Origin of the sequence: Prescottella agglutinans (genome assembly GCF_004011865.1) — a bacterium.
Lineage (GTDB): Bacteria > Actinomycetota > Actinomycetes > Mycobacteriales > Mycobacteriaceae > Prescottella > Prescottella agglutinans.
On record NZ_RKLP01000001.1, the window covers coordinates 243325 to 269024 of the forward strand.

The following is a 25700-nucleotide window of genomic DNA, read 5'->3' on the forward strand; positions in this document are numbered from 1 at the left end:
CGCCACGCTCCGTCCCTGTTCGAGGTCACCGCGGTCGGCTCACTGGCGAGCCTAACCGCGGTGACCTCGAGTAGTGCAGAACTCGGGGCGTGGCCGGGTGCGTCCCCGGGCGTCCGGGACTACGCGGGTGCCGTTGCCGAGAGGTAGCGCGTGAGCACGATGCGCTCAGCCTCGGACAACGGGCGGGCGCGCTCGGCGTGGACGTCGAAGCCGACCATCACCGCGTCACCGGTAGCGCAGATGTTGCCCGCGACGTCCCTGACGACGTGCCGCACCGTGAACGACGACGTGCCCAGACGCACGACCGAGACCTCGACGCGCACCGGACCGGAGGCGTCGGTGATGGGGCGCAGGAACTCGGCGTCCATCTTGCGCACGACCACCGCCCGGGGTGCGACGCCGACCGACGCCGCACCCTCGATCAGGAAGAGCGACCGCGCCTCCTGCATGTACTCCACGACCCGGGCGTTGTTGACGTGACCGAGGCGGTCGGAGTCACCCCAACGGACCTGGATGTCGCAGCTGTAGACCTGGGACGAATCCGTGGACACAGGTCAGTCGCGGGTCAGCTTGCGGTGCGTGACCCGATGCGGACGTGCGGCCTCGGCGCCCAGGCGCTCGACCTTGTTGGCCTCGTACGCCTCGAAGTTGCCCTCGAACCAGAACCACTTGCCTTCCTCCACGTTGCCCTCCCACGCGAGGATGTGGGTGCAGGTGCGGTCCAGGAACCAGCGGTCGTGGGAGATCACGACGGCGCAGCCGGGGAACTGCTGCAGTGCGTTCTCCAGCGAACTCAGGGTTTCGACGTCGAGGTCGTTGGTCGGCTCGTCGAGGAGGATCAGGTTGCCGCCCTCCTTGAGGGTCAGCGCCAGGTTCAGGCGGTTGCGCTCGCCACCGGAGAGCACCTCCGACCGCTTCTGCTGATCCGGGCCCTTGAAACCGAAGGCGCTGACGTAGGCGCGCGACGGCATCTCGTTCTGACCGACCTCGATGAAGTCGAGACCGTCGGAGACGACCTCCCACACGGTCTTCTTGGGGTCGATGTTCGCGCGGGACTGGTCGACGTAGCTGAGCTTGACCGTCTCGCCGACCTTCACGGTGCCGGAGTCCGGGTTCTCGAGCCCGACGATCGTCTTGAACAGCGTGGTCTTACCGACACCGTTGGGGCCGATGACGCCGACGATGCCGTTGCGGGGCAGCGTGAACGACAGATCCTTGATGAGGACCCGGTTCTCGAAGCCCTTGTCGAGGTGGTCGACCTCGACGACGACGTTGCCGAGGCGCGGCGGCGTCGGGATCTGGATTTCCTCGAAGTCGAGCTTGCGGTGCTTCTCGGCTTCGGCGGCCATCTCCTCGTACCGGTCGAGGCGGGCCTTGTTCTTGGTCTGGCGGGCCTTGGCGCCGGAACGGACCCAGGCGAGCTCCTCCTTGAGGCGCTTCTGCAGCTTCTGGTCCTTCTTGCCCTGGACTTCGAGACGCTCGGCCTTCTTCTCCAGGTAGGTGGAGTAGTTGCCCTCGTACGGGTGCAGCTTGCCGCGGTCGACCTCACAGATCCACTGCGCGACGTGGTCGAGGAAGTACCGGTCGTGGGTGACGGCGAGGACGGCGCCGGGGTACGACGCCAGGAACTGCTCGAGCCACAGCACCGACTCGGCGTCGAGGTGGTTGGTGGGCTCGTCGAGGAGCAGCAGGTCGGGCTTGCTCAGCAGCAGCTTGCACAGCGCGACGCGGCGACGCTCACCACCGGAGAGGTGGGTGACGGGCTCGTCGGCCGGGGGGCAGCGCAGCGCGTCCATCGCCTGCTCGAGCTGGGAGTCGACATCCCACGCGTCGGCGTGGTCGAGCTCCTCCTGGAGCTTGCCCATCTCCTCCATGAGCTCGTCGGAGTAGTCGGTGGCCATGAGCTCGGCGATCTCGTTGAACCGGTCGAGCTTGACCTTGATCTCACCGAGGCCCTCCTCCACGTTGCCGCGGACGGTCTTCTCCTCGTTGAGCGGGGGCTCCTGCATCAGGATGCCGACGGTGGCCTCGGGGTCGAGGAACGCCTCACCGTTGGACGGCTGGTCCAGTCCGGCCATGATCTTCAGGATGCTGGACTTACCCGCGCCGTTCGGGCCCACCACACCGATCTTGGCGCCCGGGTAGAAGCTCATGGTGACGTCATCGAGAATGACCTTGTCGCCATGCGCCTTGCGCACCTTTTTCATCGTGTAAATGAACTCAGCCACCCAAAGGCTCCAATCTGGACTGGAAAAGTGCAGCTCACCGGCTGCGAGAACGTACGACTCGGCTGCCAGCCTACCGCGCCGGTCCCGCGGCTCTCCCGCACCGTCGCGCGACGGCAACGGATCCGCGCCGACCGCTCTGCGGGCCCGGTCGTCGCCCTCACCACCGGTTTGGACGTGCAACTCGAGCGAATGCCGGTGACGTGGGTTCGGGGTACTCGGCGACCGTCGTCGCGCGGGCCCTACCGACGATCCGGGCGACGCGCGGAGCCACCCGCAGGGATGGTCTCCGGTCGCACAACCGGGCCTACCCCGGGTGCCCGCGATGGGCGAACGGGGCTCAAGGGGAGTCCTCGGTGTCGATGGTGCCCTCGAATCGATGCGCGATGTAGGCGCTGGCATCGGTTATGGAGCCGCTGTTGATCCATCGAGGTTGGTCACAGGCTCCGCCCCTGCCCGCCGACAGCGCCCGCCAGATGTCGCGGGCCAGTCCGCGAATTTCTTCCGTTCCCACGTCGCCGCGTTCGACGACATCGAATGTGATTGCTGACTTCGCCATGATGTCGTCACCCCTCACAAGCGAATTCCGTTTGCGGATCGAGAATCCGGGCCATGAGCTTGTACCCGTACGCCGTGTCGACACCCGGCTCGACGATCGCGATGTCTACACGACTGCCATTGCGGCTGTACAGCCTCATCACTCGCCCCGACTGGTCGGCTTCAGGACCAGTGACCACCAAGCCGTCTTCGGGGTCGATGTGACGTTGCATCGTGCTGACGGCGTTCCAGTCGAAATGAATACGCGCCACGGGGCCGAGCCTCGGAGTCAGACAGACGACCAGGTCGTGCAGTTCGACGCTCAGGTTCTGCGTGCGTGGCCACCAGACACCGTCTACGTCACTGCGACTTCCCGTGCTGAACAACAGCCGAGTGATGCGGGTCGGGGTGGAGAATGGCTGGCCTCCGTCCTTCGACGGAGTGTCCCGGCGAAGATCGAAATGGGCAGGAGTTCGCGTCATTCGAGACGCTCCTAAATATGGCCGCGAATCGGCCTTGATTTCCAAACGCCGGCCCGTACGAGAGATACCCATCCGTGAATAACCTGCGATGGCGTCAACAGTACACCTGGAGACTCACAGACCCGGACGGTCGGATCAGCGCGCAGGGCTGAAGTCACCTGGGTCACCGGGCGTCCACCTTCACGGCCATCCGGGCACCCCGACCAGCCGATGTGTACCCGATAATGGCCGGGTGCGGTCGCGGAAGAAGATCTTGGATGCCACGCTCGGGCTGATCGGGAACGCCGGGTTCGAGGGCGTCAACATCGCGGCGGTGGCCGCCGCCGCCGGCGTCACCCGACAGACCGTCTACTCGATCTTCGGCTCGCGCGAGGACCTCGTCTCGCAGGCGATGGCCGGTCTCCTCGTCCAGGTGCTCGGCGACATCCGCGCGCGCGTCGAGCGGGCGGGCTCCCCCGTCGAGTACGTCGTCGAACTCATCGTCGCGGGCCGCGCCGCGATCCGCGACGAACCCGTCCTCGGCGCCCTGCTGCACGCGGAGCGCGGCAACCCGCTGTTCGATCCCGGCATGATCGCCCGGGCCAAACCCATTGCCCACGAATTGCTCTCACCGATCATCGAGCGTGAACCGGAGCTGAGGCCCCGCGCGGACGACATCGTCGAGATCGCGCTGCGGCTGGGCCTGTCCGTGGTCATCTTCGACGACGAAGCCGTCCACACCGACGACGACCTGCGCCGCTTCCTCACACGCTGGCTGCAGCCGGCGATGACGCTCGGCGCACGAGACGCCGCCACTTCTTGACACCTATCGCGACAAGTGTCTAGTTTTAGCTCGCTCTTCGGAGTGAGTCGGATCACTCCGCCCGGCTGACGACCCGTCCTGCGCACCGCGAACCGGACGGGTCGACGCCGGTCTCGCATCGATCAGGTGGTATCCGAGAACTGGGGGAATTTGCCGTGCCCGAGATCAAGAGACGATCGTTCCTGACCGCCGCCGCGGCCGCGGGGATGGCGCTGGCCGCACCGGGCGCCGCCCGGGCCGCCACCGGGATCGCGGCCCGCGTCGACCGAATTCCGGTCACCCGCGAGGACCATCGGGTGGTCGTCGTCGGATCCGGGTTCGGCGGCGGCGTGACCGCCCTGCGCCTGGCCGAGGCGGGCGTACCGGTCACCGTCCTCGAACGCGGGATCCGCTGGCCCACAGGCCCGAACGCGGCCACCTTCCCGAGCCCGACCGCACCCGACAAGCGGGCGCTCTGGTACCGGTCCGCGCCGGAACTGTTCGGCCGACCGGTCGTGTTCGAGCCCTACACCGGCCTGGTCGAAGCCGTTCCGGGTGAGAACATGACGGCCCTGTGCGCGGCGGGCGTCGGCGGCGGTTCCCTGATCTACCAGGGGATGTCGCTTCAGCCGTCGGAGGCGGTGTTCGGCACCCACTTCCCCGGAGAGATCGAGTGGGCGGAGATGGACCGGGTCCACTACCCGCGGGTGGCGCGCATGCTGCAACTCGCCGTCGCGCCCGACGAACTCGTCGACAGCCCCAGCTATCTCGCGCCGCGCACCTTCGCGCAGCACGTCGAACGTGCCGGGCTGCCGCTGGCGAAGATCCCGATGCCGATCGACTGGAGCTACGCGCTCGACGAACTCCGCGGCCTGATGCGGCCGTCGTACACCAACGGCGACGGCGCGCTCGGCGTCAACAACGGCGGCAAGCACTCCGTCGACGTCACCTACATCGCCGCCGCCGAGGCCACCGGGAAGGTGACGGTGCAGACGCTGCACGAGGTCACCGACGTCGAGCGGGCGACGGACGGCCGCTGGACGGTCCGCGTGAATCGGATCGACACGACGGGCCGGGTGCTCGAGAACAAGATCCTCACCACCAACGCGTTGGTCATGGCCGCGGGCAGCCTGAACACCACCAGACTGCTGGTGCGCGCGGGTGCGCAGGGCCGGATCCCCGACATGCCGGGCGGGCTCGGCGGCGGCTGGGGCACCAACGCCGACCGGATCTACGTCTGGACCAGCCCGGACGGCGACTTCGGCGCCACCCAGGGCGGTCCGGTCGTCTACGGCAGCCTGAACTGGGACGACCCCGCGACCGCGCACACCGTGATCCAGGCGTCGATTCCGTCGCTGTCCGTCGACGTGCACAGCACGATGCTCGTCGGCTACGGCGTCAGCGACGGACGCGGCAGCTTCGTCTACGACCCCGCGGTCGGCGACGCGGTGCTGCGCTGGCCGCGGGAGGGCGACTGGGCCATCCAGAACGGCCACATCGGGCCGACGGTGCGGGCGATCGCCGGGCCGACCAGCGTCCTCACCGACACCAACGCGATCGTGCCGTCCACGTGGCACCCGCTCGGCGGCGCGTGCATGGGACCGGTGTGCGATGTCGACGGCCGCGTCCACGGACAGCGCGGCCTGTACGTCCTCGACGGCGCCCTCATGCCCGGGAACACCGCCGCGTGCAACCCGTCCATGACCATCGCCGCGATCGCCGAACGCGCGCTCGAGCGGATCGTCACGCACGACGTGGGCACCGTCATCTGACGGCCGCACGCTCCGCCGTCGCACGACCCTCCCGATCGAAGGACCTGTCCATGAACGACTCCCGAAAGATCCGCGCCCGCGACGCCCGCCCCGTCCGGGCCGCCGTCGCCGCCCTGGTGAGCTGTGTCGCCGGCGCTCTCGTTCTCGCCGCAACCGGTCCCGCGGCGGCGACCCCCGCGACCGACTTCTACTCGCCCCCTGCGCAGTTGCCGGCCGCCGCCGGTGACGTCGTCCGCACCGAACCGCTGCCGATCTTCGCGACGCTCCCCGAATCGGACGGAACCTGGCCGGCCGCCGCGCAACTCGTGATGTACACCTCGCGCCTGCAGGACGGCACACCGACCGCGGTCACCGGCACCTTCGTCGACAGCACGCATCCGTGGCGCGGCAAGGGACCCCGCCCGACGGTCGTCATCGCGCCCGGCACCTCCGGGCAGGGTGACCAGTGCGCGATGTCGCGCGCGTTCTCCACCGGGTTGAACGCCGGTGTCGACCCGCTGTTCCTGTCCGCCAATCAGGAGGCGCTGTCGGCGGGCGTCTGGTCCGCGATGGGCGCGCGGGTCTTCGTGACCGACTACATCGGGCTCGGCACACCGGGGGTCCACACGTACGTCAACCGGGTCGAGGAGGCGCATGCCGTGCTCGACGCCGCGCGGGCGGCGAACGCACTCGCCGGCAGCGGCGACTCGACTCCGATTGCCCTGTGGGGCTATTCGCAGGGCGGCGGCGCCACGGCGGCGGCCGCGGAACTGGCGGCGTCGTACGCGCCCGAACTGAACATCAAGGGCGCCTGGGCGGGCGGTCCGACCGCGGACCTCGAGCAGGTGCTGGCCCAGATCGACGGGAATCTCATCGGCGGCGCCATCGGATTCGCGATCAACGGCTTCGTCGCCCGGTACCCGGAGCTGGAATCGACGCTGCAGCAGCGGATGACACCGGAAGGCCGGGCGACGCTCGATGCCATCGGCACCGAGTGCATCGCCGACATCATCACCCGACGTCCGTTCGTGAAGACGCGGGACTTCACCCGGGACGGGGCGTCCCTGCTCGACAACCTCCGCACGGTGCCGGAGGCCATGCGGGTCCTCGAGGCTCAGCGCATCGGCACGATCGCCCCACGGTTCCCGGTCCTGGTGACCAGCGGGCGCAACGACGACACGGTCCCCTACGGCCAGGCCCGCCGGATGGCCGTCGACTGGTGCGAGCGCGGCGCGAACGTGACGTTCCGCACCGACGAACTGCCACCGATCGTGCCGGGCACGACGTTCGGCAACCACTTCGGTCCGCTGCTGGTCGACGCGTACGGCACCCGCGAGCCCGTCCGCTACCTGCTCGACCGGCTCGACGACGTGCCGGTCGCGCCCGGCTGCAGCGTGGACTGACGAGCGTCGGCCCGGAGCTTCGCTCCGGCACCGTGTGTCGTCGCCGACGGAACGGTGCCGGATCCGTGGACCGTTCCTGCGTAGCGTCGGATGAACGACGCGCCGTCGCCGACCGTGACGTCGTAGCGGCCGTCGACCGCGGGCCATCGGACGCTCGCTCGGCCGTTCGGTTCGACCTCGCAGACGCGCGATTCCCCGTCGATGCCCGGAGTGCGGATCGTGAAGGACAGCGCCAACGCGCCGTGGTTCGCCAGCTCCAACTCCACCCACGCATCCGCCGGCCCGTCGCCGTGCAGCACCGCCCTGACGTCAGGCACGGCGGCGTCGTCGGTCGGTGCCAGCACGCCCGCGCAGCGGCAGAGGAATCCGTCGGCTCCGTGGACGGTGAAGTCGTAGCGGCCCGCGGTGCGCGCGGCTTCCCACTCGTACACGGCCGTGCCCGCTGGCGCGACCGTGAACGGAGTCCCCGCGAACGGTCGGTACGCGTTGGGGAACACCGTGTAGTGGAAGGCCACGCTCCCCTCATTCGTCAGCTCGGCTCGGATCCGGCCGGTGGCGCGATCCACCACGACATCGGCCCACGGCCGGTACGGCAGCGGGCGGTGTGGGCGGCTCCCCGGCTCCTGGGTGGGCATGACCTGGCCGCTTGTTTCAGGCAGCGGCACCGGCGGCAGGTCCACGGCCGCGTCGGCGGCCGCCATCAACGCGCTGGTGTCCGGTAGGTCGGGGATGGTGTAGTCGGGATTGCCGAAGTCGAAGCAGCTCGTCAGGTCGCCGCACACCGCTCGCCGCCACGCGCTGATGTTGGGCTCGCGCACCCCGGTGACGAGCTCGAGGAAGCGCAGCACCGAGGTGTGGTCGAACACCTGGGAGTTCACCCATCCGCCGCGCGACCACGGGGAGACCACGAACAGCGGTACCCGGTTGCCCAGCCCGATCGGCTGCCCGTCGACGAACTCCTCGGGGGTCCCGGCAGGCGGGACAGGCGGCACGACATGGTCGAAGTAGCCGTCGTTCTCGTCGTACATCACGAGAAACGCGGTGTGCCGCCACACGTCCGGGTTGGCGAACAGCGATCGGAGAGCGGTGTCGACCCAGTGCGCACCGTACGCCGGGCTGGCATTCGGGTGCTCGCAGAAAAGATACGGCGACACGAGCCACGACACCGTGGGCAACGTCCCGTCCGTGCAGTGCGCGTCGAAGTCGGTCAGGTCCCACCTCGTCATCGCGTTGATGTACCGGGGATCGTCCTTGTCGAAGCCGTGGAACTGCGGGAAGTACTCGAGGGCGTTGTCCTCGTAGTTGCCGTCCCGTTCGTCGAGGCCGGGCGTGTGGTAGACGCGCCAGGAGACACCCGCGTCGGACAGACGCTCGGCGTACGTCGTCCAGTCGCACACCGGGCTCTCCGGAAGCGGCGTGTTGTCGATCCACGGCCCGGTCGTGCCGTCGCGACCCGGTCCCACGGTGCCCGTCCACAGGTAGAGGCGGTTGGGGCTGGTGGGGCCGGCCATCGAGCAGAAGTACGCGTCGCCGATCGTGAACGCGTCCGCGAGCGCGTACTGATACGGGATGTCCTCCCGGGTGAGGTATCCCATGCTCCGCTCGCCCTTGGCCGAGGTCCAGCGGTTCATCGCACCCTGGTTGATCGCGTCGTGGCCGCTTTCCCAGTCGTGCGGCAGGCCCTCCGCGTTTTGGGCGTTGTACCGCGTGGAGTCCATCCGGTACGGCAGGAGAACGCCGCCCTCCCCGCGGGACAGCGCAGGCTGGCGGAAGACGCTGTCGCCGTCGGGGAAGGTCAGGGCCTGCCGGTCCTCGAACCCGCGGACGCCGCCGAGCGTGCCGAAGTAGTGGTCGAAGCTGCGGTTCTCCTGCATCAGGATCACCACGTGGCGAATGTCGTCCATGCTCAATACCTTTCGACCCGGTGTGACAGGGAGGCGAGGAAGGCGACGTCGACGTCCTCGAGCGAGGGCAGGATCGTCCGTCCCGCCGCGGGCGGGATCGGGACCGAGGGCACGACCAGTACGGCGCATCCCGCGGCCTCGGCCGCCGCCACACCCACCGGCGTGTCCTCGACCGCGACGCACGCGCGCGGGTCCACCCCGAGGGCCGCCGCGGCAGCGAGATAGGGGTCCGGCGCCGGCTTGGAGCAGGCCGTGTCCTCGACCGCGATCGTGGTCGTGAACCGCTCGGCACCGAGCGTCGCGCGCACCAGGTCGACGACCCGTCGCGGTGAGGCCGTGACGATCGCTGTGGGGATCCCCGCGCCGGCGAGGTCGTCGAGCAGCGGGAGCACGCCAGGACGTGGCACCACCGCGTCGGCGACCAGGGCCACGAAGGCCTCGTCGAGTTCGTGAGCAAGCGCATCCGGGTCGGGCGCCGACGATCCCAGCGCGCGGCACAGATGGGCGGCGGTGTGGTCGGAGGGACGCCCCAGGACGGCCGGCGCGTCGGCCGACGACAGGGGACGTCCGAGCCGCGCGGCGACCTGCTCGACGGCGTCCCACCAGAGCCGCTCGGTGTCGACGAGCGTCCCGTCCATGTCGAAGAGAACAGCCGCCGGGATGCCGGGGCTCGTGTCGTGGCTCATCGGGTGCGTCTCCAGGGTCGGCGGGTGGTCGAGATGGATTGCTGCACTGCACTCCTGGCCGGTTCGGCGGCTCCGCGCGGGCGATCCACCAGCACTGGACGGTCCGGCACCGACAGCGTCACCGCGGTACCCGCGCCGAGCGCGCAGGCCGCGGCGGTGGACACGTCCGCAACCGCCTCGCGGCCGTCGGGCAGCCGCACCGTCAACCGCGTGCCGGCGCCGCGGAACGTCGCGGCGGTGATGCGGGACGTTCCGTCTTCGGTCGCCGTGACGCCGAGGGCCTCCGGGCGCACGAGCACATCGACGTCGCGGGCTGCATTTCCGGACTCCGGGGAGCCCGGAAGCTCCCCGTGGACGGGCAGACTGCGGCCGAGGACGTGCACCGTCCGCCCGCCCGCCGCGAGCCTCCCCGGTATCCGGCTCATGACCCCGACGAACTCGGCGACGAAGGCCGTCGCGGGCCGCTCGTAGAGCTCGGCCGGAGGCGCACACTGCTCCAGCTGCCCGGACCGCATGACGGCAACCCGGTCGGCCATCGACAGGGCCTCCTCCTGATCGTGCGTCACGAACAGTGTCGTGATGCCCAATTGCTGTTGCACCCTGCGGATCTCCTCACGCAGGGTCTGTCGCACCTGCGCATCGAGCGCCGACAGCGGCTCGTCCAGCAACAGGACCTTGGGCCGCAGCGCGAGGGCGCGGGCCAACGCGATCCGCTGCTGCTGCCCGCCCGAGAGCTGACTCGGGTACCGCTCGGCGTGCTGCGGCAGCCCGACCAGCTCGAGGAGCTCCGTCGCGCGGGCGCGCCGGGCGGAGCGGCCCGTCCCCTGCATCCGCAGACCGAACGCGACATTGTCGACGGCGTTCAGATGCGGGAAGAGGCTGTAGGACTGGAACACCATGCCGACATCGCGCCGGTGCGCCGGTGTCCGCGTGATGTCCTCGCCATTCATGAGCACCGCGCCCGCGTCGGGGCGCTCGAAGCCTGCGATGGTGCGGAGGGCGGTTGTCTTGCCGCACCCGGATGGGCCGAGCAGGGCCAGCAGTTCGCCGGGGCGGATCTCCAGGTCCAATCCGTCCAGTGCCGTGGTGGCGCCGAACACACGGCGTAATCCGCGGAACTCCACGGTGGAACCGGCCCCCGCGGTGGGGGCGGGCGTGCGATCGGTCAGTTGTGCGGTCATGAGGCCTCCTCGAGGCGTCGAGTGCGCCCGGCCGCGGCGACCACCATGAGCAGCGCCCAGGTGCCGATCAGGCCGACGATTGATACCGCCACCGACATCTGCGCCTGGGAACCGCTGATCACGACGGTCCACACCGCGAAAGGCTGGTACCCGAGGAGCGCAGCGACGGCGTACTCGCCGAGAACGAGAGCGAGAGTCAGGAAGGCGGCGTTGAGAAGGGCGCCACGCAGATTCGGTAGCACCACATGGACGAGGGTGCGCGGCCACGAGGACCCGCACGACCGCGCGGCCTCGACGAGGACCCGCAGGTCGAGCGCGGACAGGCCGGCGTCGAGCGTGCTGTAGGCCAGAGGCAGGGCCATCACGGCGAAGGCGAGCACGAGGATCACGGGGAACTCGGGATCCTGGAGCGCGACCAGACCGTCGAACAACGGCGTGCCGTAATAGCGATCGGCACCCCACCGCAGCAGCGTGGTGATGCCGGCGCCCAGCGCGACGGCGGGGACGACCAGCGGTAGCAGGCACACAGCTTGGACAACCGTGCGCAGGCGAGGTGCGGCGAGCCGCACCGCCAGCAGCGCGGGTACCAGTAGACCGAGTACGACGGCAATCGTCGCCACGGCCACCTTCAGCGTCAGTTCGAGGCTGTCGGCCAGGCCCTCCGCGCCGCCGATTCCGATGTACGCGTCGAGACCGACCTGCCCGCCGGGTGATCCGATGCCCACACTGAAGGCGAACGCGCACCCGATCGGAACGAGGAAGTAGAGGCCGGCGAGCAGCAGCACGACCCGGCGGCCGTAGCCGGGCCCGGTCGTCATCAGGCCAGCCATCGGGCGCTCCTACGCTGCAGCGGCAGGTAGATCGCCATGACGATCACCGCGACCAGCACCATGTCCAGGCCGAGGGCGAGGGCGATGTTGCCCTGCCCCACGAGGACGTCGCCGGACAAGCCGGCCGCGATCTGCACGGTGACCAACTGGACGGTGCTGCCCGCGATCGCCGCGGCTGTCGCGTAGGTGCTGAACGCCGTCCCGAACAGCAGGACGAACCCGCCGAGAAGCGACGGCAGCAGGATCGGCAGCGCCACGTGCCGCCAATACTGCACCGTGCTCGCGCGGTTGTTTGCGGCCGCCTCACGCCACTGCACACGCAGACCCTCCAGTGCCGGGGTGAGAGTCAGGACCATCAGCGGGATGAGGAAGTAGAGGTACACGACCGTGAGTCCCCGCATGTCGTAGAGGCTCCAGCCGAGGTCGCCGAGGTGAAAGGCGTTGGTCAGGACTCCCGCGTTGCCGAGGGTCGCCACGAATGCGAAGGCCAGGGGGACCCCGCCGAAGTTCGCCAGCACGCCGGCCGCCGCCAGCACCGCCTCACGCAGCGCCCGGAACCGCGACGTCACGATTGCGTGGGCGATCGGCAGGCCCACGACCGCGCCGATCGCCGCAGCCGTCGCCGAGAGCTTGATGCTGCCGAGCAGGCTCGAGAGGTACGGGTCCTGCAGCGTCGCAGTCATGTTGGCCGTGGTCAGCCCGCCCTCGGCCGACCCCGTCGGGGGCGTGGTGAACGCACCGATCACCATCGTGACGACGGGGAGACCCAACGCGATCGCCGCGAACAGGAGCAGCGGGAGGACGCCGAGCCAGCCCCCCGCCCTCACCCGAAAGCTGCTGCGGCGGCGGGCTACCGGCGTGTCAGCGGCGGTACCGGACCGCGCACTGAGACCACGGGTCGCAGTCATCTGGACGCTCATTTTGCGAGCACACCGCCCCAGCCGCGGCTGACCACTTCCTTGGCCTGCGACGACTGCTCCTCCGTCGGGAAGACCGGTGCGGCGGCGTCTACCTCCGGAAGTCGATCCGCTGCAGCGGCGTCGAGCGTTCCTGCCTTCTCCATCGTGGGCATGAGCACGGGGCGGGCGTAACCCTTCAGCCAGAGGTTCTGGCCCTCAGGGCTGTAGAGGAACTCCTGCCAGAGTCGCGCCGCTGCAGGGTGCGGCGCCCACTTCACGATTGCCTGCGAGTAGAACTGGGCGAACAACCCGTCGGCCGGGATGGTGACCTGCCAGTCGATCCCCTTGTCGCGGAGCGATTCGCTGTAGCCGGCATTGAGGTAATCCCAGTTGACGCTGATCGGGGTCTCGCCCTTCTCGATGGTCGCGGCCGTCGACTCGACCGGGTTGAAGTTGCCGACCGCGCTGAGCTTGGCGAAGTAGTCCAGACCCGGCTGGATGTCGTCGAAGGAACCGCCGTTGGCGAGAGCGGCCGCGTAGACGGCGGCGAAGGCGGAACCGGACTGCGTGGGGTTGCCGGTCAACGCGACCATGCCCTTGTACTGCGGGTCGAGCAGATCGGCAAAAGTCTTCGGGCACTTCACAACGCGGGCGTTACAGCCGATGGAGACGTAGCCGCCCATGTCGTTGTACCAGCGCGCGTCGGCGTCCTTCTGCCCCTCGGGAATGTCGTCGAACGCCTGCACGCGGTACGGCGCCAGCACGCCCTGCTCGGCAGCGCTGATTCCGAAGGTGTGACCGACGTCGAGGACGTCCGGCGATCGGTCCTGCCCCTTGCGAGAGGTTGCGGCGTTGATCTCGTCCTGACTGGACGCGTCCGGATTCTCGACCTCGACGTCGATCCCGTACTTGGCCTCGAAGGTGTCGATGATCTCGCCGTAGTTGGCCCAGTCGCGAGGCAGGGCAATGGCGTTCAGCTTGCCCTCCTTCTTGGCGGCGGCGATGAGGCCGTCCATGCCGCCGAAGTCGGCGGCCGAAGTGGCGGTCGAGGCATCGCCGGCGTCGCCGTCCGCCTTCGTGCTGGTCAGTCCGCAACCCGTGAGGGCTGACAGGGCGATCGCCAGCGAACAAGCAAGGCTCGCCCGGCGAAGGTTGTGCAGTCGCATGGTGTCTCCCTGTTGATCAATGTTGGCTATACAACTCGCACTATTTCGCCAGAGTGATGTGGCCATGAGGTGAACGATTCGGAATCGAGCCATGACGATTGGCCGGACAGGAACCGTCACGTCCTCGCAAGGTGACGACTGTGACCAGTGCGAAGAGTTTCGGGAGCTACGATCGGGTCACAAATCGCAAGTGCCAGAAGGAGACGAACGTTGGCTGAGTCAGGGGGCAAGCGTCCACGCGCCGAATACCGAAGGTTGGCAGCCGAGTTGGGAGAGGCGATCACGTCGGGAGAGTTCGGTTCCGGGGACCGGCTGCCCAGCGAGGAGAGCCTCGCCGCGCAGTACGGCGTCTCCCGCGGCACCGTCCGCCAGGCCCTCGCGGTGCTGCGCGCGAACGGACTGGTCACCTCCCGGCGGGGCACACGCCGCGTCATACTCGGCACGGCGCGCACGCAGAGCTTCTTCGAGCTGCTCAGCTTCACCGGCTGGGCCCGCTCGATCGGCGAGGACCCCGGTAGCCGAACGATCGACATCACGCACCGGGTCGCGGTGCCGCTGGAGTGTGAGCAACTCCAGCTCGAACCGGGATCGCACATCTACCGCGTGGTTCGCCTTCGGACCCTCTCTCGGGTTCCCGTCATGCTCGAGCGCGCCATATACCCCGAGCGGATCGGCGAGCTGATCGCCGCACTGCCACCGGATGCGCCCTCCCACGCGTATCCCCTCCTGGACGAGGGCGTCGTGTTCACCGATGCCGACCACACCATCGACCTCGTCGAGGCAGATGTGGACGACGCCCGTCTGCTGGGTTGCGCCGAGAGCTCACCCCTGATCCGCGAGCGCCGGCGCGTCACCGACCCCGCCAGCACCCCGCTGTTGTGGTCCGACGACCGCTTCCTGCCCGGCACGGTCTCGTTCACCGTGCACAACTCCGCGGCTACGACCGCCCTGTCGCGCCGCCGTGGCTAGCCTCGACAGGGCGGCCACATCCCCTGCCCGATCCCGATCCGGAGGCCTCTCGTGACGCATTCCGACGAAGACGCCGCGCCGTCCCTCCCCGAACTTCGGCTGAGCCTGCCCGCCGTCGAGCACAACGTCGAGCTCATGGCGGCGTGGTGCCGCGACCGCGGCGTCGAGCTGTGCCCACACATCAAGACGACGATGACACGCCCCATCGTCGAGCGGCAGTTGCATGCCGGCGCGTGGGGCGTCACGGTCGCCACGGTTCGCCAGGCGTCCGTCGCCCTCGGGTGGGGGGCGCGGCGCATTCTGGTCGCGAACGAGGTGCTCCATCGCCCCGACCTCGAGGCGATGCGTTCGTGGCTCGACGCGGACCGCTCGCTCGAGCTCTACCTCCTGGTGGACTCGACGGCCGGCCTGACTCTGGCGGGAACGGTCATGCGGGGTGCCGCCAATCCCCTGAGGATTCTCGTCGACGTCGGGGCGCCGGGCGGACGGAGCGGTGTGCGGGACGTCTCGGCCGCGCTGCGCCTCGCCCGGGAGTGCGAGGACGAGTCGGGAATCGTCCTCGCCGGCGTCGCGGGGTACGAGGGCGTGCGACCCAACCGGCGGGACGCGGACGTCCTCGCTCAGGTCGACGCGCATTGCCGGACGGCGGTGGAGGCCTTCCGCGCGGCGTCACCGTGGATCCGGACCGAGCAGCCCGTGTTCAGCATGGGCGGCTCGGCGTTCCCGGACCGGGTGATCGATGCCCTTGCGGATCTTCCGGACCGGGCCGGGCGGTCCGGCAGCCGTCCGCTTCCGGTGCTGCGGTCGGGTTGCTACGTGACGCACGATCACGGCACCTACGCGGAGGTGTCGCCGGTGCCGGGACTGCGTGCGGCGTTGACGGTCCGCGCCGTGGTCCTGTCCGCGCCGGAGCCGGGACGGATCGTGGTCGGCGCCGGCAAACGCGAACTCCCCTACGACGCGGGGCTGCCGGTGCTGGTGTCCGCCCGCGACGCCCACGGGATCCCCCGCCCTGCGGCGAAGGCGACGGCAACCCAGATCTACGACCACCATCTCGTCCTCACCGAGGCCGAGGGGCTGGACGTCGGGGACGTCGTCGATCTCGGGATCTCGCACCCCTGTTCGGCCTTCGACCGCTGGCCCGACATCACGGTGGTCGACGACGACGGCGGCACGCGAACGGTGTGGCACCCACAGTTCCGTTGAGAACGTGTGAAGCGCAGCGCTTTCCACCACCCGGTGCGTGCGCGCCCCGCGGCGGCGTCACCTCACAGGCGCGCCCGCACGAACGGCGTCGAGTCGGGCAGCGACGCCGCCATCGTGCCGTCGTGGTTGGTCGGATAGTTCATGTAGGTCGCGTCCACGCCGGCGAGTCGCAGATCGGCGATGAGCTTGAACGACAGCGGCGCCGGCACCACCGTGTCGAGCAGGCCCTGCGCGATGAACAGGGACCGGTCGTAGCCCGTGGTCGGCACCGCGAGGTACTCGGTGAGCGCCGCCCGGAACGCCGGGTCGTCGAGTGACCGACTCAGCAGCGCACCGACCGAGACGCCCTCCACCGCTTCGGACTGCGCTTCGTAGCAGAGGGTCTCGGCCGAGTCCACGAACTGCCGCCCGACCGGGGTCAGATAGCTGTCGACGTCGGCGCCCGGCATCGTCGCCCGCATGCCGGCCAGGATGTAGGTCGTGAAAACCGTCAACCCGTCGAGACCGAGGTCCGGGATCCACGGTCCGGCGAACGGGTAGACGTTCTCGAGATTCGACGGCGCACCCGTGGTGACGGCGCCACGGAAGTCGAGTTCGGGCGCGTACCTCGTGGCCTCGTGCGCGGTGAACAGCGCGGCGTGCCCGCCCTGCGACTGCCCGATCACCATCCACCGCGACGACAGTTCCGGCACGGTCGCGCGCCCCGCCCGGACCATGTCGATCACGGCCGTCGCCTCGGACGCGCCCTGCAGGTAGGGGTGCACGCCGGGTGTGCCGAGCCCGATGTAGTCCGACGCGACGATCGCGTACCCCTGGGACAGCCAGTGCCGCAGGTAGTTCGCGTCGCGCGTCGAGCGCGGGTTCCGCGACGGGGCGCACCCGTCGCCGAGTCCGACGGTGCCGTGCGCCCACGACAGCACCGGCCACCCGCCCTCGGGCGGGGTGCCTTCCGGCACGAACACGACGCCGGAACTCGACGCGGGACGCCCCTCCGCGTCCCGCGTCTCATACGTGATCCGGTATTCCCGCGCCGTTCCCGGCAGTCCCAGTTCGGGCGGCAGCGTCTCGACGGATTGCACGGTTCCGGGCGCGGCGTCGGTGGGCGCCCCGCCCGCCGACGCCGTGGCCGGTACCAGCGCGGCGAGGGCGACCGCCGCGCCCACCGCTGTCACTCGACGAAGACACCTGCTGGTCGATCGGCGCATGTTTCGCTCCCCGTTGGTCGCCACTGCCCGCTACGGACGTGCGAACACTCTCGCAGACGACCGCCTTTCGCGTGACGAACCAACGGATTTCGTCGATCCGGTCGTCGGCCATCCAGAAGCTCGTCGCCTCCTCACCGGACCCGGTCTCCCGCTTGACCGGATACATATTCGACAAGGGATGGCGAATAGACGAAAAGACCCGAGCGGCTGTCAATTTGCCGATCTCAGCTCTACCCTCCCCACACCTGAGCGTGACACAGCCGACACTACCGGCTAGTTTCTTCGGCGTCCGGCAGATGTTGCCGTGCAGCCACAATCCACTTGAAGGAGTTAGCTATGGGTTCGTCTCCCGAGTTCACGCTGGTCGAAAACATTGCCGGTTTTGCCAGCTGGGCTTTCGGAAGTCTCGTCATGCTCGGCGTCGCCGGTGTCGTCGTCGGTGCACTGCGCTCCGCTAGCTGACCGACACGCAAAACAACGCCCCCCACCCGTGAGGGGGCGGATTCCAGCGGTCGTCGCAACACCACTGCTGCTTCTTGCCGTGACGAGGGTATCGAAGTGCTCGGCTGGGAAACTCGGCCGAGCACTTCGGTCAACTTGTCGAGGAGGGTTCCAAATTTGATTGCTACGCGGGTCTGATCGCCTGCGTGATCGGGCCCTACGCGCTGGCGTGGTCGACGAGGGAAGCGTCGACCACGCCAACACTCACACGAGGTTGAGGACTGACCTGCGGTCTCGCACGGTCGGTGCGGAGTGAATCGGCGGGTGAATCCCGGGCCTGTCACGCCGATCAGGACATTCACTGCCCATCAGTCGGTATTGTGCTGTCCGAATGCTGTGCCCAGGGGGAGGCTCGGTGTCGAGTTGATGACCGACCGTGAGCACATTCGGTGTTGCGCGGCATGTTCAAGGTTCAAGGGGAGGAACATCCACATGAGGACTTCTGAGATCGGGCGCGCCCGGATCCTGGCGGCCGCGGTGGTCGTGGCGGCCGCGTCGCTGCTCGCGGTGCCGGCCACGGCATCCGCCGACAACGGCGCCCCCGCCGCCCCCGCCGCCTTCGACGCCGCCGGCGCCCGCCTGGTGAAGTCGACCAAGAACTCCGACCGCAAGGTCACCATCTTCGTGTACTCGCCCGCGATGGGCCGCAACATCCCCCTCGAGGTCATCCTGCCCGCCGACCGCAGCCAGCCCCGGCCGACGCTGTACCTGATCAACGGTGCCGGCGGCGGCGAGGACTCGGCCACCTGGCAGCGCAACGCCGACGTCATGAACTTCTTCCGCGACAAGAACGTCAACGTCGTCACCCCGCTCGAGGGCGCCTTCAGCTACTACACCGACTGGCAGAAGGACGATCCGAAGCTCGGCCGCCAGAAGTGGCAGACGTTCCTGCTCGAGGAACTCCCGCCGGTCATCGACAAAGAGTTCGGCACCAACAAGGTGCAGTCCGTCGCCGCCATCTCGATGACCGCCACCTCGGTGCTCAACTACGCGATCGCCAAGCCCGGCTTCTACAAGAGCGTGGGCTCGTACAGCGGCTGCGCCGAGACCAGCACCTGGGCCGGCCAGAACGCCATCCAGGTCGTGACCGGTGGCCGCGGGGGCGCCGACATCACCAACATGTGGGGACCGCTCGACGGCCCCGGCTGGGTGGCCAACGATCCGGTCGTCAACGCCGAGAAGCTCCGCGGCACCGAGCTCTACATCTCCACCGGCTCCGGGCTGCCCGGCCCCCACGAGACGCTCGACGGCCCCGGCATCGACGGTCGCCCGTTCGCAGTCGCCAACCAGGCCATCGTCGGCGGCGTGATCGAGGCCGCCACCAACTACTGCACGCACAACCTCGCGTACCGGCTGGCCGATCTGAAGATCCCCGCCACGTTCGACTTCAAGCCCACCGGCACGCATTCCTGGGGCTACTGGAAGGACGACCTGCACAACTCCTGGCCGATGATCGCCCGCTCGATGGGAATCTAGGCCGCCGCCTGGAGCGACATAGTTTGTGGACGGAGCTGGCACTCACGCGCCAGCTCCGTCCAGCGTTTCCAGCGCCACGTAGATAACCATGGCGACCGGCACTGTTGCGCGCAAGGTGGATTCGACGCTGCCGGACTGCGCCCTCGGCTTCCTTCTGTCCGCCCCGTGCGGTACAGGCGCACAACTGATGTCGCCGCGATCGTGACCGGTGCCGCGGACGCACTCTCTTCCGGCTGATCCGTCGGCCATGTCTTTCAGCGAGCGTCGCTCCCCGCTTCTAGTTGCCGGATACAGGAGCGGCGAACCGATCGGCCGGGGCGTCCCAGCCAAGCGTTTGCGGGGTCGGCCGTCGAGTTCAGCGGCGACGGTATCGAGGTGTTCACGGCTGTGGGCGGACAGATCCGTTCCCTTCGGGAAATACTGCCGCAGTGGACCATTGGAGTTCTCGTTCGAGCCACGCTGCCAGGGGCTGGCGCGATCACAGAAGTAGATGGGGATGTCGGTGGCGATCGTGAAGGAGTGGTGGGCGCCCATCTCGCTGCCCTGATCCCAGGTCAGCGACCGAGCCAAATTCAGGGGCAACGTCGTGACGGTCTCCACCAGGGCATCGCGCATGAGGTGGGCGCCGCGTCCGTGGGGAAGATGCACCAGCATCACATAGCGCGTGGCCCGTTCGACCAGCGTGCCGATCGCCGACGCGCCGCCCTTACCGATGATCACGTCACCTTCCCGATGACCAGGCACCGCCCGGTCCTCGACCTCGGCGGGGCGGGCGCTGATCATCACCATCGGATCGCGGTAACGCGGTTGACGCTGCTGTGCCTGGCGGCGTGTCTTGCGGCGAGTGCGTCCAGTACGCAGAGCCTTGGCCAGTTCGCGACGCAACACTCCGCGCCCCTGAACATATAGAGCTTGGTAGATCGTCTCGTGGACCATATGCATCTCCGGTCGCCCGGGGAAGGCGGCCTGAAGAGCTTGGCAGATCTGCTCCGGGCTCCACCGCTTGTCCAGATGGGTTTGAATGAACTCCCGCGGCTCGGGGTTTCGACTGATCTTGCCGGTCTTGGGACGGGGCCGGCGAGCATAAGCATCGGCGCGGGTCTGAGCAGCATGCGGCCGGTACTGGCCGCTGACCGGATGCCCGTTGCGGCGGACCTCGCGGCTGATCGTCGATGGGCTGCGCCCCAACTCGGCCGCGATTTGTCGGATCGTGGCATTCTCCCGCAAACGATCTGCGATATGGATGCGGTCGGCCTCACGCAGGTAGCGTGAAGGGCCAGGTGGAAGTGCTACCGCTGTGATCGGTGGTGCCCCGCTGGTCCTGCCGGACGGCGCACGGCCGTTGCGCCACCTCTTGCCTGTCCGGCTGTTGATGCCGACGATCCGGCAGGCCTCCGCGTTGCTCACACCCTGCCGCATGAGCTGAAAGTAGACACGCCGCTCCTCGGACAGAGGCCGCCGCCCCCGGATGACCGAACGGTCCCGGATCATGAAGTCCATCGCACACTTCCCACATTCGGGCGTTGCGACGACCACTAGAACCCAACGGGTGGGGGCCTTTCGTCACCGTCAAGGTGCCCACGGGCTCCAGGAGAGCGCGTCACGCCAACCGGCCCGTCCGAAGGCCCACGCCTGCAGCACCTCCGCCACAGCGTCTACCGCGAAGGCCTCGTCGTCGTGGGGCACCCGTGCCTGGAAGTGCCTGTCGGGCCCTCCCTCTCGGAACTCCACGTCACAGCTGAGGTCGTCGTTGAGATACACCTGCATGTAGTGCTGGCCTGTGGGTTCCGAATCGAGCCGCCGCAGGACGACGAACGGGCACGTGAGACTCAGGCCGGCCAGCAGGTCGTGTAGCTGTTCCGCGGATGGGTCGTCCCAGGTTGTCCCGTCCGCATCGACCGCCTGAAGTACCGGTGCTGCCATACGGGCGGACTCTACTGACCGATCGTGCCCTCGACAGCTGGAGGGTGCGGGGCACGGTTTGGTTGACTTGCCGCATGAACGACCTACCCGAGGAGATCGAGGTGCGGGGCACCGTGCTGGACCGGATCGCACTAGCGGAGGAGTTGGTCTGCTGGTCGGCCCGTCTGCCCGGTGACGAACCGCGAACGGTCAGCATCGTCGTCGAACCGGCCGGGCCGCCCACGGATGCGGCCGTCGACTCCGCAGCGGAGGCGATCGCCGGATTCGACGCGTTCGTGGCCGCCGCGTCGCGCTACCTCGTCGCCGGGCTCACCGACCCCGTGTGGGCGCTGGACGCGCCGGACCGCGCACGGCTCGACGGGCCTGAGGCGCCGTTCGACCTCCCCGAGGCAGTCGTCTGGGCGGACGGGACGTGGATGATCCGCTTCGCCGAGTGCGCCCTCGCCGTGGGCGAGGAGTTCGGCATCGGGGTGCGGTTCGTCGGGGCGACGCCGGTCGGCATCGAGGACTTGTCCGGGGCGACCGAGGTCGAGCCGAACTGACCACGCCAGGGGCGCGGCCGACGGCTCGGCCCGGGTCTCCCTAGAGGCCGGACTGCCGGTCGCGGCGCGCGAGTTCGGCGAACATCGCGTTGTGCGCGGCGAGGTCGGCGTCGTCGTCACGCTCGGCGGCGCGGTCCACCCGCTTCGCGGTCTTCTCGTCGCTGCGCGACCACTGCACCAGCAGCGCCAGCATGATGATCACGAGCGGCATCTCGCCGGTGGCCCACGCGATGGACCCGCCGAGTTGCTGGTCGCGCAGCAGGTCGTCGTTCCAGCCCAGGCCCAGCGACCGGTAGAACTGGCCGCCCATGATCTCGCCCATGCTCATCAGCGCGATACCGAAGAAGGCGTGGAACGGCAGGGACCCGAAGACCACACCCAGCTTCGTGATGGGCTGCAGGTTCCGCGGCGACGGATCGACGCCGATGACGACCCAGTAGAACAGGTAGCCGCTGAGGATGAAGTGCAGGTTCATCAGCAGGTGGGCCGCATGGCTGTCGACGGACGCGCTGAAGATGCCGCCCAGGTACAGCGCGTAGAAGCCGCCGACGAAGAGCACCGCCGCGACGAGCGGGTGGGTCAGGAAGCGCGAGATCGGGCTGTGCAGGAAGCTCAACAGCCACTCGCGCGGACCGGGGACACCGTCCTTGCCGGCGGGCTTCAAGGCGCGCAGCGCGAGGGTGAACGGCGCACCGAGCACCAGCAGCACCGGCGCCAGCATCGACAGCGCCATGTGGGCACCCATGTGGACGCTGAACACCGCCGGGGCGTACCGCCCGACACCCGACGACGTGGCGATGAGCAGGACGAGGCAGCCGGAGAACCACGCGATGGAGCGCCCGACCGGCCACGCGTCGCCGCGCTTGCGCAGCGTGCGCAGACCCGCGATGTACAGGACCGCGAGGACGATCGCCGCGGTGCCGAAGATCAGGTCGAACCGCCAGTCCAGGACCAGGCGGGCGAAGGTCGGCGGGCCGTCCAGGTTGTAGCCCAGTTCCACCTCGGTGAGCGTGGGCAGCGACGACGGCGGCGGGGGCGGTGTCCGGCCGAGGCCGACCGCGATGCCGATCGTCGCCGCGAACACCAGCGCCTCGACGCCGGCGAACCGGATCAGCGCCCCGCGGGACTCGGGGTTCGCGGCGAGGGCCGGGAGCGCCCGGCGGCGCTGGAAGAACCCGAACACGCCGAGCACGACGAGGGCGACCACCTTCGCGACGATCAGGCGGCCGTAGGTGGTGGTGAACAGGTCGTCGAGAGGCATGCGGACGAGGGCGTTGATCACGCCGCTCAGCGCCATCGCGACGAAGCAGATCGTGGCGACGAACGAGAACCGCTTGGCCGCGACGTCGGTGTGGGCGCCGCGCCGGCGGGCGTGCGCGAGGAGCGCGAACAGGCCGCCGGCCCAGAAGGCGGCGCCGACCAGGTGCCAGATCAGGCTGTTGGTCGCGACGTCGTGGGAACCACCCGACGACGAGTGTCCCGTCAGGGCGATCGGCATCATGGTGGCGATGCCGAGGACCAGTAGGAACGGCGTCCAGGACCAGCGCAGCGCCAGTCGGGTCACCACGGCGAGGACGAGGGCGAGGCCGGCGGTCCACGCCCACGCGACGGCGTTCTCCACCTGTCCGATCGCGGACCACAGGTTGTCTGGCTTGATCGCCTCCGAGAACGGCTGACCGGAGGTGTCCGACAGGGTCAGCGGCACCAGGAGCACCGCGCACAGCGCCCACACGAACGCCGCGTGCGACGCGGTGCGGACCGCGCGGTAGCCGTCGACGTCGAGCACGCCGGTCTTCTGCGGCGGCACCATGAACGCCGCGAACAGCAGCGAGCCGATCGCGATGACGGCCGCGATCTCACTGACCGCGCGGACGGCGGGCAGTCCGTACGTCGTGAACGGGCCCGGGTCGGGGATGCCCATGAGCACGAGCGCCTGGGACGCCGACAGGGCCACGACCAGCGCGGCGACCAGCCCCGCGAGGACACCGCTGACCGCGTAGACGACGCCGGATCCGGCACGGGAGGACGGAACGGGAGCGCGCTCGGACTGCTCTCGCAGGGGTGTTGCCATGCCCACCAGCGTAGGACCTACGACATCGTGTCGGACTCAGGCCTCACCCAGTCCGGCCCTTCCGGGGCGCGGGCGCCGCGACCGACGATCGTCAGCATCTCGCCGAGCGTCGCGACCGAGTGGGCGGACAGGAAGTCGTCGCAGTACGGCAGCGCCGCCGACATCGACCCGGCGACCGGCTCGAAACCCGGTGTGGCCGCGCGGGGATTGAGCCACACCACCCGGTGGGCCCGACGACGGATGCGGGCGACCGCACGGGCGAGGTCGGCCGGCGGATCGCTGTCCCAGCCGTCGGACGCGATGAGCACCACGGCGCCACGCAGCACGGTGCCGTGTGACGAGGCCAACAGGGCGGCGAGGCTGCCGGCGATGTGGGTGCCGCCGAATCGGTCCACGACACGCTCGTTGGCGCGCGCCACCGCGACGTCGGCGCTGCGGTGCGCGAGCACCGACGTCAGGCGGGTCAGCCGGGTGGAGAACGCGAAGACCTCCGCGTCGTTGCCGGTGCCGCGGACCACGGCGGCACGCATGAGGTGCAGGTAGACGTCCGCGTATCCCCGCATCGAGCGGCTCACGTCGCACACCAGCACGATCCGCCGCCGCCGCACCCGCGGGCGGCACCGGACGAGGCGGATCGGTTCGAGCCCCGTCCCCCGCGCCCGGCGCATCGTGGCGCGCAGGTCCACCCGCCCGTGCCGGTGCGGTTCGCGGCGGCGGCTGCGCCGGGTCGGCCAGTGCGGCCGGGCCTGCTCGAGCCATCGTCCGAGCAGCCGCAGGTCCTCGTCGCGGAACTCGCCGAACGACTGGTCCGCGATCGCCTCGAGCGGGCTCGGCAGCCGCAACGTGACGCGGACGGCTTCGGCGTCGCCCTGCTCGCAGGAGTCGGCGACCGCCACGTCCCGCGTCACCCACGGCGGGGCCGCCCGCGCCCCGACCGAGCCCGCCGGGGCGGCAGCGTCGTCGGGCCCGCGCCGATCGACGCGGCCCACCGGATCCGCCGCCCGGGCGGCCGGGTCGAGTCGGAGCACCGCCTCGTCGAACACCGACGCGAACACCGCGTCGAAGCGCTCGAGGTCGCCGCGGCGCCCGACGAGGGTGACGCGGGCCGTCCAGTACAGCCGGGTCCGTCCGGTGGGGGGCAGCACCCGCAGCGCCTCGGTGAACCGGGCCGCGCCGCTCGCAGAGACCGCGACGCCGGATTCCCGTGCCCGCCCGACGAGCGCGACCGCGAACGCCGCGAGGTCGACGCCGCGCAGCAACGCCGCGGACGGGACGGTCACCGGCGCCGGGCCCGCAGCACGACGAACACCACGACGGCGGCGACGATCGCGGCGAGCAGCGGTGCGACCCGCCGCGCAACGGAACCGCCCGCCAGTTCGATCAGGTCGATCGGCTCGGGTTCCGGCACCGTCCCCGCCGACAGCGGTGCCGGGGCCACGACGGCCATGACCGGGGGCCCGGCGCCCTCGCGACCTGCGGCGCTCTCGGGGCTCTCGGCCGCTGCTCCGGTCGCCAATCGGTCCTCGAGCGAGGCCGCGAACTGTCTCATGAGCTTCGTGGAGACCTGCTGGATCATTCCGCTGCCGAACTGGGCCAGCTTCCCGACGACCTTCATGTCCGTGTCGACGGTCACCCGGGTGGCCCCGCCGCCGGACTCGTGCAGGCGGGCGGTGATCGTCGCCGACGCGTTGCCGCTGCCCCGCTTCTCCCGACCGCGGGCGTCGATCACGGCGGTGCGCGACTGCTCGTCCCTCTCGACGAACGAGGCCCGGCCGGCGAACTCGCTCGTCACCGGCCCCACCTTGATCTTCACGGTGCCCAGGTAGTCGTCGCCCTCCCGTCCGGTCATCTGCGCGCCCGGCAGCAGCGGCGCGATGCCCTCGAGGTCGGTGAGCACCTCCCACGCGCGGTCGATGGGCGCGTCGACCGTGAACTCGTCTGCGATCTTCATCGTCGTCCCTT

23 protein-coding genes and 1 pseudogene are annotated in these 25700 nt (G+C 69.5%); 8 read left to right on the forward strand and 16 right to left on the reverse strand.

Annotated features, from left to right (window positions below; genetic code table 11):
- Window positions 1-119 precede the first annotated feature (119 nt).
- The 4 genes from EGT67_RS01180 to EGT67_RS01195 form a co-directional block, all read right to left on the reverse strand.
- The gene (locus EGT67_RS01180; RefSeq protein WP_127914216.1) at window positions 120-551 is read right to left on the reverse strand and encodes an acyl-CoA thioesterase; all 432 of its coding nucleotides are present in this window, start codon (window positions 549-551) and stop codon (window positions 120-122) included.
- Between the two features lie 3 nt (window positions 552-554).
- On the reverse strand, window positions 555-2228 hold the full coding sequence (gene ettA, locus EGT67_RS01185) for an energy-dependent translational throttle protein EttA (RefSeq protein ID WP_127914217.1): 1674 nt from the start codon (window positions 2226-2228) through the stop codon (window positions 555-557).
- Window positions 2229-2565: 337 nt separating this feature from the next.
- Window positions 2566-2784, reverse strand: coding sequence for a hypothetical protein (locus tag EGT67_RS01190; protein ID WP_164877452.1), 219 nt, complete (start codon window positions 2782-2784; stop codon window positions 2566-2568).
- A gap of 7 nt (window positions 2785-2791) precedes the next feature.
- Window positions 2792-3244, reverse strand: a complete 453-nt coding sequence (locus tag EGT67_RS01195; protein WP_127914219.1) for a DUF5994 family protein — start codon at window positions 3242-3244, stop codon at window positions 2792-2794.
- Between the two features lie 232 nt (window positions 3245-3476).
- Here EGT67_RS01195 and EGT67_RS01200 point away from each other — a divergent pair, with 232 nt between their 5' ends.
- The 3 genes from EGT67_RS01200 to EGT67_RS01210 all read left to right on the forward strand — a co-directional run bounded on the left by EGT67_RS01200 (window position 3477) and on the right by EGT67_RS01210 (window position 7179).
- Window positions 3477-4046 carry a TetR/AcrR family transcriptional regulator gene (locus EGT67_RS01200; RefSeq protein ID WP_127914220.1) on the forward strand — a complete coding sequence of 190 codons (570 nt, stop codon included), beginning with the start codon at window positions 3477-3479 and terminating at the stop codon, window positions 4044-4046.
- A gap of 155 nt (window positions 4047-4201) precedes the next feature.
- Complete coding sequence (locus EGT67_RS01205) at window positions 4202-5797, forward strand: GMC oxidoreductase (RefSeq protein WP_127914221.1); 1596 nt, start codon at window positions 4202-4204, stop codon at window positions 5795-5797.
- Window positions 5798-5847: 50 nt separating this feature from the next.
- Window positions 5848-7179 carry a lipase family protein gene (locus EGT67_RS01210; protein WP_127914222.1) on the forward strand — a complete coding sequence of 444 codons (1332 nt, stop codon included), beginning with the start codon at window positions 5848-5850 and terminating at the stop codon, window positions 7177-7179.
- On the opposite strand, the gene EGT67_RS01215 is transcribed toward EGT67_RS01210, so the two are convergent.
- From EGT67_RS01215 to EGT67_RS01240, 6 genes are read right to left on the reverse strand one after another with little or no spacing between them, the layout of a single operon-like run.
- Window positions 7122-9083: a phosphocholine-specific phospholipase C gene (locus EGT67_RS01215; RefSeq protein ID WP_127914223.1), complete on the reverse strand. Its 1962-nt coding sequence runs from the start codon at window positions 9081-9083 to the stop codon at window positions 7122-7124. The two genes, EGT67_RS01210 and EGT67_RS01215, sit on opposite strands and share 58 nt — an antisense overlap.
- A 2-nt stretch (window positions 9084-9085) precedes the next feature.
- Window positions 9086-9769, reverse strand: a complete 684-nt coding sequence (locus EGT67_RS01220) for an HAD family hydrolase (protein WP_127914224.1) — start codon at window positions 9767-9769, stop codon at window positions 9086-9088.
- The gene (locus EGT67_RS01225) at window positions 9766-10950 is read right to left on the reverse strand and encodes an ABC transporter ATP-binding protein (protein WP_127914225.1); all 1185 of its coding nucleotides are present in this window, start codon (window positions 10948-10950) and stop codon (window positions 9766-9768) included. Before EGT67_RS01225 ends, EGT67_RS01220 begins: the two co-directional genes overlap by 4 nt.
- Window positions 10947-11780 carry an ABC transporter permease gene (locus EGT67_RS25235; protein WP_127914226.1) on the reverse strand — a complete coding sequence of 278 codons (834 nt, stop codon included), beginning with the start codon at window positions 11778-11780 and terminating at the stop codon, window positions 10947-10949. The genes EGT67_RS01225 and EGT67_RS25235 overlap by 4 nt, the downstream gene beginning before the upstream one ends.
- A complete protein-coding gene (locus EGT67_RS01235) occupies window positions 11768-12688 on the reverse strand; it encodes an ABC transporter permease (RefSeq protein ID WP_127914227.1) in 921 nt (306 codons plus the stop codon). The genes EGT67_RS25235 and EGT67_RS01235 overlap by 13 nt, the downstream gene beginning before the upstream one ends.
- A gap of 8 nt (window positions 12689-12696) precedes the next feature.
- Complete coding sequence (locus EGT67_RS01240; protein ID WP_127914228.1) at window positions 12697-13845, reverse strand: ABC transporter substrate-binding protein; 1149 nt, start codon at window positions 13843-13845, stop codon at window positions 12697-12699.
- Between the two features lie 210 nt (window positions 13846-14055).
- On the opposite strand from EGT67_RS01240, the gene EGT67_RS01245 reads away from it, so the two are divergent.
- Window positions 14056-14814, forward strand: coding sequence for a GntR family transcriptional regulator (locus EGT67_RS01245; RefSeq protein WP_127914229.1), 759 nt, complete (start codon window positions 14056-14058; stop codon window positions 14812-14814).
- Between the two features lie 51 nt (window positions 14815-14865).
- Window positions 14866-16020, forward strand: a complete 1155-nt coding sequence (locus EGT67_RS01250) for a type III PLP-dependent enzyme domain-containing protein (RefSeq protein WP_127914230.1) — start codon at window positions 14866-14868, stop codon at window positions 16018-16020.
- Between the two features lie 62 nt (window positions 16021-16082).
- Here EGT67_RS01250 and EGT67_RS01255 read toward each other — a convergent pair whose 3' ends face one another.
- A complete protein-coding gene (locus tag EGT67_RS01255) occupies window positions 16083-17225 on the reverse strand; it encodes an alpha/beta hydrolase family protein (RefSeq protein WP_127914231.1) in 1143 nt (380 codons plus the stop codon).
- Window positions 17226-17561: 336 nt separating this feature from the next.
- Here EGT67_RS01255 and EGT67_RS25435 point away from each other — a divergent pair, with 336 nt between their 5' ends.
- Together EGT67_RS25435 and EGT67_RS01260 are read left to right on the forward strand one after the other, a co-directional pair.
- Window positions 17562-17687 carry a hypothetical protein gene (locus EGT67_RS25435; RefSeq protein ID WP_277750136.1) on the forward strand — a complete coding sequence of 42 codons (126 nt, stop codon included), beginning with the start codon at window positions 17562-17564 and terminating at the stop codon, window positions 17685-17687.
- A gap of 471 nt (window positions 17688-18158) precedes the next feature.
- A complete protein-coding gene (locus EGT67_RS01260; RefSeq protein ID WP_127914232.1) occupies window positions 18159-19202 on the forward strand; it encodes an alpha/beta hydrolase in 1044 nt (347 codons plus the stop codon).
- 277 nt (window positions 19203-19479) lie between these two features.
- Here EGT67_RS01260 and EGT67_RS25245 read toward each other — a convergent pair.
- Window positions 19480-20609 (reverse strand): annotated as a pseudogene (locus EGT67_RS25245) (IS30 family transposase).
- Window positions 20610-20771: 162 nt separating this feature from the next.
- Window positions 20772-21125 (reverse strand): hypothetical protein, encoded by a 354-nt coding sequence (locus tag EGT67_RS01270; RefSeq protein ID WP_127914233.1) that lies wholly within the window; start codon window positions 21123-21125, stop codon window positions 20772-20774.
- A 74-nt stretch (window positions 21126-21199) separates the two neighbouring features.
- On the opposite strand from EGT67_RS01270, the gene EGT67_RS01275 reads away from it, so the two are divergent.
- Window positions 21200-21667 (forward strand): hypothetical protein, encoded by a 468-nt coding sequence (locus tag EGT67_RS01275; protein WP_127914234.1) that lies wholly within the window; start codon window positions 21200-21202, stop codon window positions 21665-21667.
- A gap of 40 nt (window positions 21668-21707) precedes the next feature.
- Here EGT67_RS01275 and EGT67_RS01280 read toward each other — a convergent pair whose 3' ends face one another.
- The 3 genes from EGT67_RS01280 to EGT67_RS01290 are packed head-to-tail and all read right to left on the reverse strand — an operon-like array spanning window position 21708 to window position 25689.
- Window positions 21708-23738 (reverse strand): bifunctional copper resistance protein CopD/cytochrome c oxidase assembly protein, encoded by a 2031-nt coding sequence (locus EGT67_RS01280; protein WP_127914235.1) that lies wholly within the window; start codon window positions 23736-23738, stop codon window positions 21708-21710.
- A gap of 17 nt (window positions 23739-23755) precedes the next feature.
- On the reverse strand, window positions 23756-25018 hold the full coding sequence (locus EGT67_RS01285) for a vWA domain-containing protein (RefSeq protein ID WP_127914236.1): 1263 nt from the start codon (window positions 25016-25018) through the stop codon (window positions 23756-23758).
- A complete protein-coding gene (locus EGT67_RS01290) occupies window positions 25015-25689 on the reverse strand; it encodes an SRPBCC family protein (RefSeq protein ID WP_127914237.1) in 675 nt (224 codons plus the stop codon). The genes EGT67_RS01285 and EGT67_RS01290 overlap by 4 nt, the downstream gene beginning before the upstream one ends.
- Between the last annotated feature and the right edge of the window lie 11 nt (window positions 25690-25700).